This is a genomic window from Burkholderia sp. HI2714 (genome assembly GCF_002223085.1).
In the GTDB taxonomy this organism is placed as follows: domain Bacteria; phylum Pseudomonadota; class Gammaproteobacteria; order Burkholderiales; family Burkholderiaceae; genus Burkholderia; species Burkholderia lata_D.
This window is the reverse complement of sequence record NZ_NKFM01000032.1, coordinates 134,798-153,336: the sequence shown is the minus strand read 5'-3', so window position 1 is coordinate 153,336 and position 18,539 is coordinate 134,798. Positions and strand designations below refer to the sequence as shown.

The window sequence follows — 18,539 nt, the reverse complement described above, 5'->3', positions numbered from 1 at the left end:
CACTTGCGTCTCCATGTCGAACACCATGACTCACCGCCAGTCCGAACTGCTGCTGAATCGCCTCGACGCGCTGAGCTCGGGCCCGACGCGGCAGCATCTGCCCGACGGCCTGCGCGGCATCGAAAAGGAAAGCCTGCGCGTGACGCGCGACGGGATGATCGCGTTCACGCCGCATCCGCGCGCGCTCGGTTCGGCGCTCACGCATCCGGCGCTGACGACGGACTATTCCGAAGCGCTGATCGAACTGATCACGCCCGCGGAGCGCGACGCCGCGCTCACGCTCGAACGCCTCGACGATCTGCATCGCTACGTATATGCATCGCTCGGCGACGAGATCCTGTGGAACGACTCGATGCCGGGCCTGCTGCCGGCCGACGACCAGATCCCGATCGCCAACTACGGCACGTCGAACATCGGCCGCCTGAAGACGGTGTACCGGCGCGGTCTCGCGTACCGCTACGGCCGCACGATGCAGTGCATCGCGGGCATCCACTACAACTACTCGCTGCACGAGGAAGTGTGGCGGCGTCTGCATGCGGACGAAGGCTCGACGGCCACGCTCGTCGACTACCAGTCGGAACGCTATCTCGCGCAGATCCGCAACTTCCGCCGCCGCAGCTGGCTGCTGATGTACCTGTTCGGCGCATCGCCCGTGCTCGACACGAAGTTCCTGCGCGGCAAGCCGCAAAAGCTCGACACGTTCGACGCCGATACGCTGTACCGGCCGTATGCGACGAGCCTGCGGATGAGCGATCTCGGCTACTCGAACACGACGGCCCAGGCCGCGCTGCACGTCGACTACAACACGCTGCCGGGCTATCTCGACGCGCTGTCGAAGGCCGTGAGCGAGCCGTATCCGGCGTATGAGGCGATCGGCACGCATCGCGACGGCGAGTGGATCCAGATCAACACGAACGTGCTGCAGATCGAGAACGAGTTCTACTCGACGATCCGGCCGAAGCGCGTCACGTATTCGGGCGAGCGGCCGCTGCATGCGCTCGCGTCGCGCGGCGTGCAGTACATCGAGGTGCGCTGTCTCGACATCGATCCGTTCGAGCCGACCGGCATCGCACTGGAAACCGCGCGCTTCATCGACGCGTTCCTGCTCGCATGCGCGCTCGACGAGAGCCCGGCGCTCGATTGCCCCGCGTACAAGGAGGCGAACGCGAACTTCGGCAGCGTGACGATGGAAGGGCGCAAGCCGGGGCTGACGCTGCAGCGCGACGGCCAGCCGGTCACGCTGCAGGCATGGGCGGACGACCTGATGGCCGATATCGAAACCGTCGGCCGTCGTCTCGACGAGATCCGCGGCGGCGACGAGCATGCGCGTGCAATCGCCGCGCAACGCGAGAAACTCGCGGATCCGGAGCGCACGCCGTCCGCGCGCGTGCTGCGCACGATGCGCGAGCGCGGCCAGTCGTTCCTCGGGTTCGCGCTGGCGCAGAGCGAAGCGCATGCCGCGCATTTCCGTGCGCATCCGCCGTCGGCGGAGACGCTGCGCACCGAGCAGGCGCTTGCCGCGAAATCGCTGGCCGAGCAGGCCGAGCTCGAAGCGAAGGAGGCCGGATCGTTCGACGCGTTCGTCGCGGCCTATCGCGCCTATACGCTGAACCGCTTCAGCGTGTGATGTTTGCGCACGTGCACCGCGTCGGTCGGCGTGGTGCGCGATGCGTCTCTCCGTCGCCGGTCAGGGCGCACCGTTGTACGCTCGATCCGGTTGAATCTGCCGTCAGTGATGCGCGTACGTGCCGCGGTCGATTGCGTGCGGCAGCGCCGGCTTGCCCGATTCCACGTTTGTCCCGCCTTCGCTGCCGTAGCCGGTGTCCTCGCCGCGTGCCTGTGCGGCGCGGCGCATGATCGCCTGCATGTGGTCCGGAAAGTCGGGACTGCTCGCGAGGCTCGTCCGGTAGCCGGCGGCCTGCAATTCCACGAGTTCATGGCGGACATCGGCACGCGTCAGCGTCGACGCGGCCTGCGCGTGAGCGGCGAAGGCCGCGCCGATCAGCACGAACGCGCATGCAGCCTGTTTCATCGTCTTCATCGTGTTCACTCCGTGAGGTTCCGGTGCCGGGCCTGCCGTGGCCGGCGCGGGCGGAATCGATGCGGCCAGTCTAGGCTTCGGACGCCAAACGAAACATCCCGCCCGCCGTTAGGCACCTTTGCCGCATGTGCAACATTGCGCGGGTGAGCCGCTCGTGGCGGGCTTCCTGTCGAATGCGACAGCGGGCTGCCTGCTGCCGGTCAGCGGGCGGCGGGTGGTGCGTATCGGGTCGCTACGCATCGGGCTTGTCCCCCTTGTACAAGCGCCGTGCGCCTCCTAACCTCTTTTAAGCGACTGATCGGTTGGCCGTGCGACGTCGTTGCGTGCGCAAGCGCCTGATTGTTGTCGTGACCGCAGGACATCGCCTTGTACCGAACCCGGGGCATCCCGTTGCCAGCTCGGGTCGACTCTGGAGACACGATGAACCCCACCGACGCCCTACCGCCCGGCATCGTCTTCGCACAGCCGCTGACGCCGGTCGCCAACTCACTGCTGCTGTCCTTCCTCGTCGCCGCAATCCCGATCGCGGTCGCGCTGATCGCACTCGGCGTGCTGCGCCGCCCCGCGTGGCAGGCGTCGCTCGCCGGGCTCGTCGCGGGCCTCGCGGTCGCGATCGGCGCATGGGGCATGCCGGCGGGGCTCGCGTTCAACGCGGTCGGCGCCGGCATGGCGCTCGCGGTCGTGCCGGTGATGTGGATCGTCTTCAACGCGCTGCTGCTGTACAACATCGCGGTGAAGTCGGGCCGCTTCGACCAGTTTCGGCAGTGGATGCTCGACAACCTGCCCGACGATCGCCGCCTCGTGCTGCTCGTCGTCGCGTTCTCGTTCGGCTGCCTGCTCGAAGGGATCTCGGGATTCGGCACGCCGGTCGCGATCACGAGCGCACTCTTGATCGCACTCGGCTTCCCCGCGCTCGAAGCGCTCACCTACACGCTGCTGTTCAACACGGCGCCGGTCGCGTTCGGTGCGCTCGGCGTGCCGATCACCGTGCTCGGCGCGGTCACGTCGCTGCCGCCCGCGACCCTCGCGCAGATGGTCGGCCGCCAGCTGCCGTTCTTCGCGCTGCTGCTGCCGTTCTACGTGGTCGGCGCGTACGGCGGGCTGCGCTCCATCTCGAAGCTGTGGCCCGCGCTGCTCGTGTCGGGCGGCAGCTTCGCGATCGCGCAGTTCGTCACGTCGAACTTCCTCGGCTACCAGCTCACCGATGTGCTGTCGTCGCTCACGTCGCTGATCGTCACGATCGGTTTCCTGCAGATGTGGAAGCCGCAGCCCGATCCGCAATACGCGCTCGCGCGCAGCGTGCCGGCAACGGCCGGCGCCGCGCGCGCGGGCTTCGGCGGCTGGCTGCCGTGGCTCGTCGTGTCGGTGGTCGTGATCGTGTGGGTGCACGCGAACATCGCGGCGATCGGCGACGTGAAGATCAAGTGGCCGGGCCTGCACAACGCCGTGTTCGTGTCGCTGTACCACAAGCCCTATGCGGCGATCTGGGACTTCCAGCCGCTCGGCACGGGCACCGCGATCCTGCTGTCGGCGATCATCACGGCCGCGCTGACGCGCACCGGCGTGGGCGATTTCTTCGAGTGCGTGGTCAAGACCTGGCGGCAGACGTGGATCGCGATCGTCACGGTGATGATGATCGTCGGGCTCGCGTACCTGCTGAACTACTCGGGGATCAGCTACACGCTCGGCACCGGCGTCGCGTCGACCGGTGCGCTGTTCCCGCTGGTGTCCGCGTCGCTCGGCTGGATCGCCGTGTTCCTGTCCGGCAGCGATACGTCGGGCAATGCGCTGTTCGGCAACCTGCAGGTCGTCGCCGCGCGGCAGCTCGGCCTCGATCCGGTGCTGATGGCCGCGACCAACTCGTCGGGCGGCGTGATGGGCAAGATGATCTCGCCGCAGAACATCGCGACGGGTGTATCGACGACGGACCTGAAAGGGCAGGAAGGTGTCGTGTTTGCGCGCACCTTCTGGCACAGCGTGATTCTCACGCTGCTGCTCGGCGTGCTGGTGTTCCTGCAGCAGCACGTGCTGACGTGGATGATTCCGGCACTGCCGAAATGATGTGAGCGCAACGACAGAAGGAAGGCACGAGGAAAAACGAGGGAAGGCGCGGGAAAAGCGCCATTGAAGTGCGGAACCGGTGAGCGCGCGGCAGTTCAGCGCGCGTTCATCCGCCGCGCCGTTCGTCCTGCTTCATCCGTCCCGGCCGCGTCGCTGCCGGCCGGCAGGATGCATGCGAGGAATGCGTCGATCGCGGGGCTCTGGCGGCGCGCCTTCAGGTAGTACACGTATTCGTCGATCGTCGTGTCGACGCCGCGCAGCGCGATCACGCGCAAATCCGGATGGCGCTCGGCCTCGCCGAGCGGAAACAGGCTGCCGCCCACGCCGTGCAGGATCGCCTCGCGAATGGCTTCACGGCTGCCGATCTCGGCCACCGAGACGGCCGCGACACCGGCCGCCTCGAGAATCGTCTCCGTGCAGCGGCGCGTGACCGAGCCTTCCTCGCGAATCAGCAGCCGCACGTCGGCGAGCTGCGCCGGCTCGATCGCGTCGAAACGCGCGAGCGGATGGTTGCGATGCACGACGAGCACGAGCGGGTCGGTCGAGATCACCTTGCGTTCGAGGCCATCGGCGTCGTTGCGCTGCGACGAGACGGCGAGGTCGATGCGGAATTCCTGCAGCGCCTGCAGGATCTCCTCGGAGTTGCCGATCCGGCACGTGAGCGCGATCGACGGATGCGCGTTCGAGAAGCGGCCGACCGCGTCCATGATGTAGTACGGCCCCGTCGCACCGATCCGCAGGTGGCCTTCGAACAGGCCGCCGACGTTGCGCAGCATGATGTCGGTCTGCGCCTCGAGCGCGATCATCTTTTCGACGAGCGGCAGCAGCTCGATGCCGGTCTCGGTGACCTCGAGCTTGCGGCCGCTGCGGTAGAACAGCTCGACGCCGTACACCTGCTCGACCTGCCGGATCTGCGCGGCGATCGTCGGCTGGCTCACGCCCAGGTGGCGCGCGGCGCGCGTGATGCTGCCCTGCCGGACGGTCGCGTGGAACGCCTTCAGCTGATCGAACACGACTCGGCTTCTCCCCTCTGTATCGCGCGTCAGCGTAGCGCATGCGTATGTCGGCAGGATGAAAGGCGCGTCGTGTGCCGCTTCGAAAAAATTCCTGTGGGTAACCCAAAGAAACCTGCGGTAACCGGTCACGGCCGGGACACGCCGATGCGGGGTAATAACGGCAACGCACCACCGCCGGCCCCGCTCGACCGGCGCCCCACTCCTATCGACAACAGGGTTCTCTTCATGTCCTCGAACAATCGACGCGATTTCCTGCGCCTCGCCGCGCAGTCGGCCGGCGCAATGGCCGCCTACGCGGGCTTCCCGCCCGCGATCCGCAATGCGCTGGCGATGCCGGCCGCCTATCGCACGGGCACGATCCGCGACGTCGAACACGTCGTGATCTTCATGCAGGAAAACCGTTCGTTCGACCATTACTTCGGCGGCCTGCGCGGCGTGCGCGGCTTCAACGACCCGCGCCCGCACCTGCTGCCGAACGGCGCACCGGTGTGGCAGCAGCCGCCGGCATCGGTGTTCACGAAGCACTATCATTCGCGCGGACTCGATCCGTCGGCGCCGTACGTGCTGCCGTTCTACCTCGATCCGAAGCAGACGACCGAATTCCAGCCGGGCACCAACCACGGCTGGAGCAGCGGCCACCTGTCCTGGAACAACGGCCAGTGGGACCAGTGGGTGAACCAGAAGCAGGACGTGCTGACGATGGGTTACCTGAAGCGCCAGGATCTCACGTACCACTACGCATTGGCCGACGCGTTCACGATCTGCGATTCGTACTTCTGCTCCGCGCACGCCGACACCGCACCGAACCGCATCTACCTGTGGACCGGCACGGTCGACCCGCGCAACATCTACGGCAACCCGCCGAACGGCCCGGGCATCGGCGAGCGCGACGACGTGAACGGCTACACGTGGACGACCTACGCGGAACGCCTCGAGAACGCGAAGATCAGCTGGAAGGTGTACCAGGGCGGCACGGGCATCCCGGGCGACCCGACCGACAACTACACCGACAACTCGCTGATGTTCTTCAAGCGCTTCCAGGTGAAGGAAGGCGCGAGTGGCCCGCTGGTCGACAAGGGCGCGTCGGACCATACGCTCGCCGAGCTGAAGGCCGACGTGCAGGCGAACCGGCTGCCGCAGGTGTCGTGGATCGTGTCGCCGTACAAGTACAGCGAGCACCCGCAGGCATCGCCGACCGACGGCGCGTTCTACATCAACATGGTGCTCGAGGCGCTCACGTCGAACCCGGAAGTGTGGGCGAAGACGGTGTTCATCCTCAACTACGACGAGAACGACGGGTTGTTCGACCACGTCGTGCCGCCGGTGCCGCCGGTGACGAGCGGCGTGGGCGGCCAGGGCATCGTGTCGTCGAACCTGCTGTCGAATCTCGGCGACGAGCTGCTCGACCTGAACAAGTATCCGGGAGAAATGAGCCCGCTCGTGCCGGGCGCGGACCCGGGCGGCATCCAGCCGATCGGCCTCGGGCCGCGCGTGCCGCTGATCATCATCTCGCCGTGGACGAAGGGCGGCTGGGTGTGCTCGGAGACGTTCGACCATACGTCGGTGCTGCGTTTCCTCGAAGCGCGTTTCGGCGTGAAGGAGCCGAACATCAGCGCGTGGCGCCGCTCGATCTGCGGCGACCTGACGTCGGCGTTCGACTTCTCCGCGCGTCCCGACACGCGCACGGTCAGCTTCACGGTGCCGCAGCACATCGCGACGGCCGGCCAGGCGTACCAGGTGCCCGCGCAGCAGTCGATGCCGGCGCAGGAGCCGGGCACGCGCCCGGCACGTGCGCTGCCGTACGAGCTGTTCGTGCACAGCCGCGTGAACGGGCACGACGACAGCGTGTCGCTCGACTTCGCGAACACCGGTGACGCAGGCGCGGCGTTCTACGTGTACGACCGCCGCAACCCGACGACGGCGCCGCGCCGCTATGCGGTGTCCGCGCACGACCGCTTCGTCGACACGTGGAACACGTCGGCCGCGCGCGGCGACTACCATCTCGCGGCCTACGGCCCGAACGGCTATCTGTGCGAATTCCAGGGCAACACGCGGCTCGCGGCGGACGGCCACCACGCGAACCCCGAAGCGCGGATCGGCTACGACGTGCGCAACCGCCACGTGTACCTGCAACTGCGCAACAGCGGGCGCGCGACGTGCCGCGTGACGGTCGACAACGCATACAGCCACAAGCAAGCGCGGACCTACACGCTGGAGCCGGGCGAGCGCATCGAGGATCACTTCGAGCTGTCGTCGAGCCACGGCTGGTACGATCTGACGATCACCGCGACGACGCTGCGCGGCGGCAACGACAAGGTCGTGCGCCGCTTCGCGGGCCACGTCGAGACGGGCCGGCCGAGCCAGAGCGATCCGGGGCCGGTGAAGCACACGGCGGCCTGACGGCCGGCACGCGTCGCGCGATACGGGCGAGGTGGGCCCGCCGCGCGACTGCCGCCTGCCGCGCGCGTTTCGGTTGCATTCCGGCAGGCAGGATTGGTTTTTGGAAACTGAAAACTGTTGACAATGTGCCGGGTCGAGGGTATACAAGGATCATTCGCCGATATGGCGCCCTCGTTTTCTACCGCAGCCCTGCTGCCTGCCCGACCATGACAGCCCCGAACGCGCTCAGCGCCATCGAACTCCTGCAAAGCCAGTCGCTCGCGATGATCGTCCAGGACATGCTCGAGCGCGCGATCGTCTCCGGCGAATACGCGCCCGGCGAGAAGCTCAACGAAGTCGAGATCGCGACCAAGCTGAACGTATCGCGCGGCCCCGTGCGCGAAGCATTCCGCGCACTCGAACAGGCCGGCCTGCTGCGCAACGAGAAGAACCGCGGCGTGACGGTGCGCGTCGTGCCGCTGCGCGAGGCCGAGGAGATCTACGAAGTGCGCGCGATGCTCGACGAGTCGGTCGCGCGCGCGCTCGCGAAGCGCATCTCGCCCGACACGCTGAAGGTGCTGAAGGGCATCATCCAGTCGATGAAGGACGCCGCGAAGACGCACGATGTCACGCGCTATACCGAGCTGAACGTGCAGTTCCACGACGCGATGGTCGTGGGCGTCGGCAATACGCACCTCACCGATACCTACCGCCGGCTCGTGCGCCAGCTCGGCCTGCTGCGCCAGGCGGCGATCGAGGCCGAGGAGGATGCGATCGCCGTATCCGCGGCCGAGCACGACAAGATCGTGCAGGCGCTCGCGGGCGGCGACGAGGAGCAGGCTGTGGCACTCGTGCGAGAGCACTTGTCGCACGGCCTCGAGCGCATGCGCCGCACGCATGAGCAGGGCTTGCCCTCGACGGGCAAGGCGGCGCGGGAAAAGCCCGTGCGCGCGTAACTGCGCGGCAACTCCTGCGCGGGTTGCCGCGAAATGGTTGCCGCACAAAAGCAAAGGGACGCTTCGCAGCGTCCCTTTTTTCATAGCGGCTTCAGGTCATGCGGGTCCTGAAGGTTCTGAAGATCAACGCATCGTCACGCCTTGTCGGCTTTCCCGGCTGCGCTCGCGAATTTCGCGAGCCACGTGTCGACAACTGCCGGCGGCCGGCTCTCGTCCTCCGCGCGCTCCTTGCGGCGGATCGCATTGCGCACGATGTGCGCGCCGACATAGCGGATCGGCTCCGGCGGGAAATGACCCAGCGGGCCGCGCACGATCGGGCTGCGCGTCCACGCGTTGTCGAGGCCGAGCACGAGCGACGACAGGATCTGCCCGCCCATGTAGGTCGGCCCCACGCCGTTGCCCGAGTAGCCGAAGCCGTAGAACACGTTCGGTGCGTCGTCGAGGCGGCCGAAGAACGGGAAGCCGGTGACGGAGCGATCCGACGGCCCGTTCCAGCTCGCGGTGACCGGCACGCCCGCGAGCGACGAAAAGAACGCGCGCAGGCTTTGCGTGAGCTGCGCCTCGTACGGCGAGCGCCGGTCGAACACGGGCGCGATGCGGCTGCGCCACGAGAACGTATTGCCGCCCTTGCCGAGCATCAGCCGCCCGTCGGCGGTGGTGCGGTAGTAGTAGACGAAGATCCGCGAATCGAGCACCGACACGCCGTCCACGAGCCCGGTCTTTTCGAGCAGCTCCGGGCATTTCTCGGTGATGACCATGTCGCTCGACACAACCGCGATCGTGCGCTCGAACTGCGGGAAGCGGCCCGCCATCCACGCGTTGATCGCGAACACGAGCTTGCCCGCGCTCACGCTGCCGGACGGCGTGCGCACGACGGCAGGCTGGCCGGGCGTGAAGTCGAGCATCGGCGTGCGTTCGTGGATCCGGATGCCCATCGCGAGTGCGACGCGGCGCAACCCACGCACGAGCTTGCCGGGATGCACGGTCGCGGCGATCGGCGAGTAGACGCCGTCGAGATTGCGGGCGGAACCCGAGCGGCGCGCGACTTCGGCGGGCGGCAGCGGCTCGTAGCTGTGGATGCCGCACGCGGCGAGCGCGTCGAGCACCGGCGCGAGCGTGCCGACCTGCGCACGCGACGTCGCGGTGTACAGCGTGCCGTCGAGCCGCAGCTCGGCATCGATGGCATGCGCGCGGCAGAAATCGGCGATGTGCTGCACGGCGGCTTCGGATGCCTTCACGAGCCGGATCGCCTCGGCCTCGCCGAACAGCCGCCGCAGCGTCAGGAATTTCGCGGACCACGTGAGCAGGCAGCCGCCGTTGCGACCGCTCGCGCCGGCGCCGCACAGGTCGGCCTCGACGATCACGATGTCGAGCGCGGGGTTCTGCTGCTTCGCCTGGATGGCCGTCCAGAGCCCGGTGAAGCCGCCGCCGACGATGCACACGTCGGCCTGCGTCGCACCTTGCAGCGCGGGGGCGAGATCGCCGTCGTTGAACAGCGCTTGTTCGATCCAGAAGGGTCGCATGGGAGGGTTCGCCGAAAAGGGGCCATGCCGTGCACGGCCCGAAACAACTGACCGCCACATGCGAACGTGCATGCGGCGGGGACCATCACGTCACGCTGCCGCTTCGGCCGACACGCGACGCACGCCCATCGCCTTCAGCGTGTCCGCGATAGCCGCGACCGCGCCCGGGATGCCGGCTTCGCCGAAGTGGCCGATGCAGCCGACCCGGAACGTCTCGACCTCGGTCAGCTTGCCCGGATACAGGATGTAGCCGCGCTGCTTGACCTCCTGGTAGAACCGCTTGAAGTCGTAGTTCGGATCGTCCGGCGCGTGGAACGTGACGATGATCGGCGCCTGGATCGCCGGATCGAGGAACGGCCGGAAACCGAGCGCGAGCATCCCGTCGATCAGCGCGCGATAGTTGCGCTGGTAGCGGCCGCCGCGTGCCGCGAGCCCGCCTTCGTCGACGTATTGCGCGACCGCGGCGTCGAGTGCCGCGACCACGTGCGTCGGCGGCGTGAAGCGCCACTGCGTCGTGCGCTGCATGTAGACCCACTGGTCGTACAGGTCCATCGCGAGCGAGTGGCTGTTGCCTTCGCAGCGTTCGAGCGCACTGCGCTTCGCGATCACGAAGCCGAGCCCCGGCACGCCTTCGAGGCATTTGCCGGATGCGGCGATCACCGCGTCGAACGGCGTCGTGCGCGCGTCGATGTCGATCGCGCCGAACGAGCTCATCGCATCGACGATCAGCGCGCGGCCGTGCTTCGCGACGACCTGCGCGATGTCGTGCAGCGGGTTCAGCACGCCGGCGCCCGTTTCGCAATGCACGAGCGCGACGTGCGTGATGGTCGGATCGGCGGCGAGCGCGCGCTCGACGTCGGCCGGATCGACACGGCGATCCTCGCGGTAGTCGATCGTCGTCAGCTTGCGGCCGAGCACGCGGCAGATCTTCGCGATGCGCTGGCAGTACGCGCCGTTGTTCGGCACGAGCACGTGGCCGTCGCGCGGCACGAGCGTGCCGAGGGCCGCTTCGACCGAGAACGTGCCGCTGCCTTGCAGCGGGACGCATTCGTGCGTGCCTTCGCCGTGCACGATCTGCAGCAGGCGTTCGCGCAGCCGCGCGGTGATCGCGTTGAAGTCGCTGTCCCACGATCCCCAGTCGCGCAGCATCGCGTCGCGCGTGGTGTCGGAGGTCGTCAGGGGGCCGGGGGTGAGCAGGATGGGCTGGGCGGCGAGCGTCATGGTGTCTCCTTGATGAAGTCGGGACGTCACGTAAGTACGGTCAAAGAATCAACGGCGATGCGGGTTGCGCCAGGCCTGCGTACGGCGCAACAGTCGGTGCGAGATGCATGCGAACAGCACGCAGGCGAACGACGAGGTCGCGAGCACGAGCGTGGCCATCGCGGCGGCCGGGCCCATCTGGCCCGCGTCGTCGAGGTTCAGGATCGCGACCGATGCGGGCTGCGTGTCGGGCGAGTAGAGGAACGCGACGGCCGAGACCGTCGTCATCCCGTTGACGAACAGGTAGCGCGCGATCAGCAGGATCGCGGGCAGGCACACGGGCACGGTCACGCGCAGGAAGGTCTTGTAGAACGGCACCTTCAGCGACGCGGACACGGCCTCGAACTCGCTGTCGATCTGCCGGAGCGCGGTGACGGCGGTCAGGTGGCTCGATGCGTAGTAGTGCACCACCGTGACGATCGCGAGCAGCCACAGCGACCCGTACAGCCCGTTCAGCGGATTGCCGGGCGCGTTGAACAGGAAGATGTAGCTGATGCCGAGCACGAGCCCCGGCACGCCCATCGGCAGGATCGCGCACAGCGCGATGAAGCCGCGCAGCCAGCGTGCGCCGCGTGTCTTCTCGATCAGGTAGGCGCCGCCGAACACGACGATCGTGCCGCCGAGCGCCACCGTCGCGGCCATCCGCAGGCTGTTCTTGTACGCGTCGAAGATGCCGGCGCCGATCAGCCCCATCTCGTAGTGCTGCAGCCCGACGCTCATCTGGTACGGCCAGAACTTCACGAACGACGCGAACACCGAGATGCCGACCACCGAGATGAAGAACGCGCACACGATGCCGCAGTACGCGACCATTGCGGCGTCGAAGCCGCGCGACGGCTTCGGCTGGTACGGCGTCGAGCGCGCGCCGAGCTGCGACTGCTGGCGGCGGCGGATGAAGAAGTCGACGCCGAACGCGACGAGGGCGGGGCAAAGCAGCATCAGGCTCACGACCGCGCTGCGGTTGAAGTCCTGCAGGCCGATGATCAGCTTGTAGATGTCGGTCGACAGTACGTTGTACGAACCGCCGATCACCACCGGCACGCCGAAGTCGTTGATGCACATCGTGAATGCCACCATCGTCGCGCTGATCAGCCCGTACTTCGCACCCGGCAGCGTGATCGTGAAGAACTTGCGCATGCGGCGCGTGCCCATCGCGTCGGCGGCCTCGTAGAGCCGGCCGTCGGCCAGCGACAGCGCGGTGACGAGGATCATCAGCACGTGCGGAAACGACGCGTACACCATGCTCAGCACGATGCCCGGCAGCCCGTAGATCGAATGGCCGTGCAGCAGCGGCTTCAGCAGCCCCGCGTTGCCGAACCAGTAGATGAACGACACCGCGGACAACAGCGTCGGCGCGAGCAGCGGCAGCAGCGCGATCGTGCGCGCCGCGTTCTTCAGCGGCATGCACGAGCGCGTCAGCGCGTAAGCGAACGTGAACGCCATCGGCACGACGATCGACGTGACGAGCGCGCCGACCGTCAGCGAGTGCAGCATCGAGCGCAGTACGCCGCTGTCCTCGAGATACTCGACGAAGTTGTGTGCGCCGACGAAGCGTCCGTCCGCATCGACGAAGCATTTCTGCACGACGAGCGCGAGCGGCAGCAGCAGGAACATCGACATCAGCGCGGCCATCGCGACGAGCGCGAGCTGCGCAATGCGGTCGTGCCAGTGCGTGATCTGCCGCACGTCGGCGGGGGCGGAGGCGCCACGGCGGCGCTCGGTCAGGACGGTGCTCATTGCAGTCGCTCCTTCGCGCTCGGGAACACGCGGACATGCTCGCGATCGAGCGCGAGGTCGATGCGCGCGCCGGCCTGCACGCCCGTGCGGTCGACGTCGTGATAAGACAGGTCGGCGACGATCTCCTGGCCGTCGAGCCCGTCGATCCGGAAGCTCACGCGGCAGAACGCACCGAGGAATTCGAGCTTCTCGACGCGGCCGGCCAGCACGTTGTCGGCCGTCTCGCCCGGCACGCGGATGCGCAGGTCCTCGGGCCGCACGTAGACCGACACGGCCGTGCCCTGGGCTGGCCGGGTGGTGCCGTGGCGGCAGTCGAAGCCGACGCCGCCCGCGCGCAGCGTGCCGTCCTGGGCGACTTCGGCGGGGATCGTGTTGACGCGGCCGATGAAGTCGGCCACGAACGGCGACGCGGGCTGCCGGTAGATTTCGAGCGGCGTGCCGATCTGCTCGATCACGCCGTGGTTCATCACGACGATCCGGTCGGCCATCGACAAGGCTTCTTCCTGGTCGTGCGTGACCATGATCGTCGTCACGCCGAGCCGCTGCTGCAGCGCGCGGATCTCCTGGCGCAGCCGCACGCGCACCCGTGCGTCGAGCGCCGACAGCGGCTCGTCGAGCAGCAGCAGGCCGGGGGAGGTGGCGAGTGCGCGCGCCAGCGCGATGCGCTGCTGCTGGCCGCCGGACAGCTGGCCCGGATGCTTGCGATGGCTGTCGGGCAGGCCGACCAGCGCGAGCAGCGTGTGCACGCGCTCGTGGATCGCGTCGCGCTTCATCTTGCGGTTCACGAGCCCGTACGCGACGTTGTCGTACACCGTGAGGTTGGGGAACAAAGCGTACGACTGGAACACGATCCCGTAGTCGCGCAGTTGCGGCGGCAGCCGCGAGATGTCGCGGCCGTCCTGCATGATGTGGCCGGCGTTCTGCGTCTCGAGCCCCGCGATGATCCGCAGCAGCGTGGTCTTCCCGCAGCCGGACGGCCCCAGGAAGCAGATCATTTCGCCCTTCATCACGCTCAGGTTGATGTCGGTCAGGACCTGCGTGTCGTTGTACCGCTTCTCGATGCGTTCTACGCTCAGGTAAGGTGCCATGCGCGCCTCCATGCTGGGGCGGCCCGGGGGCCGGATTCGACGATGGAAAGGGGGCGCGGGGCGGCGCGCGGCGCGGCCCCGCGGCGGGTCGCGGTATTACTGCTGCGCTTTCGCGCCGTAGCGCTTCTGCCACGTATCGAGAATCGACTGGCGGTTCTTCGCCGACCATACGAAGTCGTTCTTCACGAGCAGGTCCGAGTAGTTGTCGGGGATGCCGGCGAGCTTGCGCGCGACACCCGGGTACGCGACGATCGCCCACCAGCGCGCGGTGATCTGGTTCGCCTCCTTGCTCGCCATGAAGTCGGCCAGCTTCTTCGCGGCGTCGGGCTGCTTCGTCGTCTTCATGATCGCGGTGCCTTCCATGTCCCAGCCGAGCCCTTCCTTCGGGAACACGAGATCGATCGGCGCGCCCTGCGACTGCAGTTCGTGGCCGCGGAACTCGAACGAGATGCCGATCGGGAATTCGCCGGTGCCGGCGAGCGTGCACGGCTTCGAGCCCGAGTGCACGTATTGCGCGACGTTCTTGTCGAGCGCGTCCATGAATTTCCAGCCTTTGTCGTCGCCGAAGGTCTGCAGCCACGCGGTCACGTCGAGGTAGCCGGTGCCGGACGAAACCGGGCTCGGCATCACGATCGCGCCTTTATAGACGGACTTCGTCAGGTCTTCCCACGACGTCGGCTTCGGGATGCCCTTGGCCTGCGCGGCGACGCGGTTGTAGCAGATCGTCGCGCCCCACACGTCCATGCCGACCCAGTGCGGCGGCGTGTTCGCGTCGCTGTACTTGCGCGTGAGCTGGTCGAAGTCCTTCGGCGTGTACGGCATCAGCATCCCCTGCAGGTCCAGCAGCGTCAGGCTCGATGCGGCGAGGCCGAGCACGACGTCCGCGCGCGGGTTGTTCTTCTCCGCGAGCAGCTTCGCGGTGACCGAGCCGGTCGAGTCGCGCACCCAGCGGATCTCGATATCGGGGTTCGCTTTCTCGAACGCGTCCTTGTAGGGCTTCATCGCCTCGTCTTCCAGCGCGGTATAGACGAGCAGCGACGTCTTCGCGTGCGCCGCCTGCACCGCGCCGAGCGCGACCGCCGCGGCCAGCGCGAAGCGGGCCGCGCCCGCCGCCCATGCGTTCAAACGCTTGTTTACCGGCACTTCGTTCATCTTCAGACCCCTTGACTGTGGCGCCGCGGCACGCGGCGGATGAGTGGAGACCAGCCCTCTTGCTGCTACGTTGTTTTGCTTTCTGTTCTCTGCATGTTGTTGACAATCTACAAATCATCAATTTTAATGTCAAGCATGGAAAACACCTCCCCTTCGGCGCGGCGCGGGCGCCGACGGCTCTACCCTTCGAACTGAAAGGAATGAACGTCATGAATGAAACGCCTGTATCCGTGGAAGTGAACGGCCGCCGCTACAACTGGATGAGCCGGCCCGTGGTGGTCGTGTGCGTCGATGGCTGCGCATACGAATATCTGGAAGAAGCGGCCGAGGCCGGCGTCGCGCCGTTCCTGCGCACGCTGCTGAAGCCGGGCACGGCGCTCAAGGGCGAGTGCGTGGTGCCGAGCTTCACGAACCCGAACAACCTGTCGATCGTGACAGGCGTGCCGCCGGCGGTGCATGGGATAAGCGGCAACTACTTCTACGATCGCGACACCGGCGCCGAAGTGCTGATGAACGATCCGAAGTACCTGGTCGCACCGACCGTGCTCGCGACTTTCGCGGAGCAGGGTGCGAAGGTCGCGGTCGTCACTGCGAAGGACAAGCTGCGCCGCCTGCTCGGCAAGGGGCTGAAGGGCATCTGCTTCTCGTCGGAAAAGGCCGACGAGGCGAGCATCGAGGAAAACGGCATCGACAACGTGCTCGAGCTGGTCGGCAAGCCGGTGCCGAGCGTGTACAGCGCGGATCTCTCGGAATTCGTGTTCGCGGCCGGCGTGCGCCTGCTCGAGACGCGCCCGATCGACCTGATGTACCTGTCGACCACCGACTACGTGCAGCACAAGTGCGCGCCCGGCACGGAAGGCGCGAACGCGTTCTACGCGATGATGGACACCTACCTGCAGCGCCTCGACGCGCTCGGCGCGATCGTCGCGATCACGGCCGATCACGGGATGAACGCGAAGCACGACGACGAAACCGGCGAGCCGAACGTGATCTACCTGCAGGAGCTGTTCGACGAGTGGCTCGGCGAGGATGCGGCGCGCGTGATCCTGCCGATCACCGATCCGTACGTCGTGCACCACGGCGCGCTCGGCTCGTTCGCGACCGTCTACGTGCCGGCGACGGCCGACGCCGAAGCGCTGCGCGCACGGCTTGCCGCGGTCGACGGCATCGAGGTCGTGCTGACGGGTGCCGAGGGCTGCGCGCGCTTCGAGCTGCCGCCGGCGCGCATGGGCGACCTGATCGTGATCTCGAAGCAGGACGTCGTGCTCGGCACGCGCCGCATCAAGCACGACCTGTCGGGCCTCGACGTGCCGCTGCGCTCGCACGGCGGGATCTCCGAACAGATCGTGCCGCTGATCTTCAGCAAGCCGGTCGCCGGCGACGTCTCGGGCCGCGCGCGGCTGCGCAACTTCGACATCATCGACATCGCGCTCAACCATCTGCAGTGATGCGTACGCATCCGTAAGGGGACACACTCATGAACGCCATTGCAGCATCGACGGACGTCCGCGAGATTCGTCGCGAAGCACTGCGAATCGATGGGGAACGGATTCATCGGGACGCGGTAATCGAAGTGCGCAACCCGTACGACGGCGCGCTGGTCGGCACCGTGCCGAAGGCGACGCTGGACGACGTGCGGCGCGCGTTTGCCGCCGCGCGTGCCTACCGGCCGACGCTCACGCGCCACGACCGCGCGGCGATCCTGCGCCGTGCGGCCGACATCGTGCGCGCGCGCACCGCCGAGATCGCAGCCCTGATCACGGCCGAGTCTGGTCTGTGCATCAAGGATTCGGCATACGAAGCCGGCCGCGTGGCCGACGTGCTGACGTTCGGCGCTGGAGAAGTGCTGAAGGATGACGGGCAGATCTTCTCGTGCGACCTGACACCGCACGGCAAGAAGCGCCGCGTGTACACGCAGCGTGACCCGCTGCTCGGCGTGATCTCGGCGATCACGCCATTCAATCACCCGATGAACCAGGTCGCGCACAAGATCGTGCCGTCGGTCGCGACCAACAATCGGATCGTCGTGAAGCCGTCGGAGAAGGTGCCGCTGTCGTGCTACCTGTTCGCGGACATCCTGTATGAAGCCGGGTTGCCGCCGCAGATGCTGCAAGTGCTCACCGGCGACCCGAAGGAGATCGCTGACGAGCTGATCACGAACCCGGCGATCGATCTCATCACGTTCACGGGTGGCGTATCGATCGGCAAGTCGATCGCATCGCGGATGGGTTACCGCCGTGCGGTGCTCGAGCTCGGCGGCAACGATCCGATCATCGTGATGGAGGACGCCGATCTCGACGAAGCGAGCACGCTCGCGGTGTCGGGTTCGTACAAGAATTCGGGCCAGCGCTGCACGGCGATCAAGCGGATGCTCGTGCACGAGTCGGTGGCCGATCGCTTCACGGAGCTGGTGGTCGAGAAAACCAAGGCGTGGTCATACGGCAATCCGGCCGATCCGTCGGTCGACATGGGGACGGTGATCGACGAAGCGGCCGCGAAGTTCTGCGAGCAGCAGGTGAACGACGCGATTGCACGCGGTGCGCGGCTGCTGGTCGGCAACGTGCGCAGCGGCGCGCTGTATTCGCCGACCGTGATCGATCGCGTGACGCCCGACATGCCGCTCGTGAAGTACGAAACCTTCGGCCCGGTATCGCCGATCATGCGCTTCCGCGACATCGACGAAGCGATCCGGATGTCGAACAGCACCGACTACGCGCTGTCGTCGTCGGTCTGCACGAACCGCTTCGACAACATCACGCGCTTCATCACCGAGCTGGAAGTCGGCAGCGTGAACGTGCGCGAAGTGCCGGGCTACCGGCTCGAGCTGACGCCGTTCGGCGGCGTGAAGGATTCGGGGCTGGGCTACAAGGAAGGCGTGCAGGAAGCGATGAAGAGCTTCACGAATACGAAGACGTATTCGCTGCCGTGGTAAGCGATGTGTAATGCGGACGCGCCGGCGCGAAGGCCGGCGCGCGTAATGTCCCTCGGCGGGATACGCCTGCGACGGGCGCCAGGCGACGGTCAATCGTCCTCGTCGCGGTGATGTCGCCAGCCGCGATGCCAGCCGTTGTCGTGCCGGTAGCGGCGGTAGCGATATTCGCCGTAGTACGGGCCGTAATAGGCGGGTGCCGGCTCGTACACGACGGGCGGCGGCGTGTAGTAGACAGGCGGTGGCGCCTCGATCACCGGCCCCGGCACGCCGAAGTACACGCCGACGTCGGTGTGCGCGAATGCGCTTGCCGACAGGCAGGCGGCCGCGAGGCCGACGGCACTGGAGAACAGGATGCGTTTCATTTGCCGTTCACTCCGTTCGCGGGGGCAAGGCC

At 67.2% G+C, this 18,539-nt stretch carries 14 protein-coding genes; 6 read left to right on the top strand and 8 right to left on the bottom strand.

Annotated features, from left to right (window positions below):
* The first annotated feature begins 13 nt into the window (after positions 1–13).
* On the top strand, positions 14–1,627 hold the full coding sequence (gene gshA / locus CFB82_RS17605; protein WP_179255411.1) for a glutamate--cysteine ligase: 1,614 nt from the start codon (positions 14–16) through the stop codon (positions 1,625–1,627).
* A gap of 102 nt (positions 1,628–1,729) precedes the next feature.
* Here the strand turns inward: gshA and CFB82_RS17600 are convergent, their stop codons facing one another.
* The gene (locus CFB82_RS17600; protein WP_089484711.1) at positions 1,730–2,041 is read right to left on the bottom strand and encodes a DUF4148 domain-containing protein; all 312 of its coding nucleotides are present in this window, start codon (positions 2,039–2,041) and stop codon (positions 1,730–1,732) included.
* Between the two features lie 420 nt (positions 2,042–2,461).
* Between CFB82_RS17600 and CFB82_RS17595 the strand changes: the two genes are divergently transcribed.
* Positions 2,462–4,102, top strand: a complete 1,641-nt coding sequence (locus CFB82_RS17595; RefSeq protein WP_089484693.1) for an L-lactate permease — start codon at positions 2,462–2,464, stop codon at positions 4,100–4,102.
* 95 nt (positions 4,103–4,197) lie between these two features.
* On the opposite strand, the gene CFB82_RS17590 is transcribed toward CFB82_RS17595, so the two are convergent.
* Entirely contained in the window at positions 4,198–5,115 is a 918-nt protein-coding gene (locus CFB82_RS17590) for a LysR family transcriptional regulator (RefSeq protein WP_089484692.1), read from the bottom strand.
* Positions 5,116–5,343: 228 nt separating this feature from the next.
* Here CFB82_RS17590 and CFB82_RS17585 point away from each other — a divergent pair, with 228 nt between their 5' ends.
* A complete protein-coding gene (locus CFB82_RS17585) occupies positions 5,344–7,518 on the top strand; it encodes a phosphocholine-specific phospholipase C (RefSeq protein ID WP_089484691.1) in 2,175 nt (724 codons plus the stop codon).
* A gap of 206 nt (positions 7,519–7,724) precedes the next feature.
* Positions 7,725–8,453: a phosphonate utilization associated transcriptional regulator gene (locus CFB82_RS17580; protein ID WP_089446659.1), complete on the top strand. Its 729-nt coding sequence runs from the start codon at positions 7,725–7,727 to the stop codon at positions 8,451–8,453.
* Positions 8,454–8,587: 134 nt separating this feature from the next.
* Here CFB82_RS17580 and CFB82_RS17575 read toward each other — a convergent pair whose 3' ends face one another.
* The 5 genes from CFB82_RS17575 to CFB82_RS17555 all read right to left on the bottom strand — a co-directional run bounded on the left by CFB82_RS17575 (position 8,588) and on the right by CFB82_RS17555 (position 15,213).
* A complete protein-coding gene (locus CFB82_RS17575; protein WP_089484690.1) occupies positions 8,588–9,976 on the bottom strand; it encodes an FAD-dependent oxidoreductase in 1,389 nt (462 codons plus the stop codon).
* Positions 9,977–10,066: 90 nt separating this feature from the next.
* Entirely contained in the window at positions 10,067–11,197 is a 1,131-nt protein-coding gene (locus CFB82_RS17570; RefSeq protein ID WP_069249167.1) for a 2-aminoethylphosphonate--pyruvate transaminase, read from the bottom strand.
* A 48-nt stretch (positions 11,198–11,245) separates the two neighbouring features.
* Positions 11,246–12,973, bottom strand: a complete 1,728-nt coding sequence (locus CFB82_RS17565) for a putative 2-aminoethylphosphonate ABC transporter permease subunit (protein ID WP_069249166.1) — start codon at positions 12,971–12,973, stop codon at positions 11,246–11,248.
* Positions 12,970–14,061, bottom strand: a complete 1,092-nt coding sequence (locus tag CFB82_RS17560; RefSeq protein WP_069249396.1) for a putative 2-aminoethylphosphonate ABC transporter ATP-binding protein — start codon at positions 14,059–14,061, stop codon at positions 12,970–12,972. Before CFB82_RS17560 ends, CFB82_RS17565 begins: the two co-directional genes overlap by 4 nt.
* A 96-nt stretch (positions 14,062–14,157) precedes the next feature.
* Entirely contained in the window at positions 14,158–15,213 is a 1,056-nt protein-coding gene (locus tag CFB82_RS17555; RefSeq protein WP_069249165.1) for a putative 2-aminoethylphosphonate ABC transporter substrate-binding protein, read from the bottom strand.
* Between the two features lie 209 nt (positions 15,214–15,422).
* On the opposite strand from CFB82_RS17555, the gene phnA reads away from it, so the two are divergent.
* Together phnA and phnY are read left to right on the top strand one after the other, a co-directional pair.
* Positions 15,423–16,661, top strand: coding sequence for a phosphonoacetate hydrolase (gene phnA, locus CFB82_RS17550; protein ID WP_047852694.1), 1,239 nt, complete (start codon positions 15,423–15,425; stop codon positions 16,659–16,661).
* Positions 16,662–16,690: 29 nt separating this feature from the next.
* Positions 16,691–18,145, top strand: coding sequence for a phosphonoacetaldehyde dehydrogenase (gene phnY / locus CFB82_RS17545; RefSeq protein ID WP_069249164.1), 1,455 nt, complete (start codon positions 16,691–16,693; stop codon positions 18,143–18,145).
* Between the two features lie 89 nt (positions 18,146–18,234).
* Here the strand turns inward: phnY and CFB82_RS17540 are convergent, their stop codons facing one another.
* Entirely contained in the window at positions 18,235–18,507 is a 273-nt protein-coding gene (locus CFB82_RS17540; RefSeq protein WP_069249163.1) for a hypothetical protein, read from the bottom strand.
* Positions 18,508–18,539: the final 32 nt, after the last annotated feature.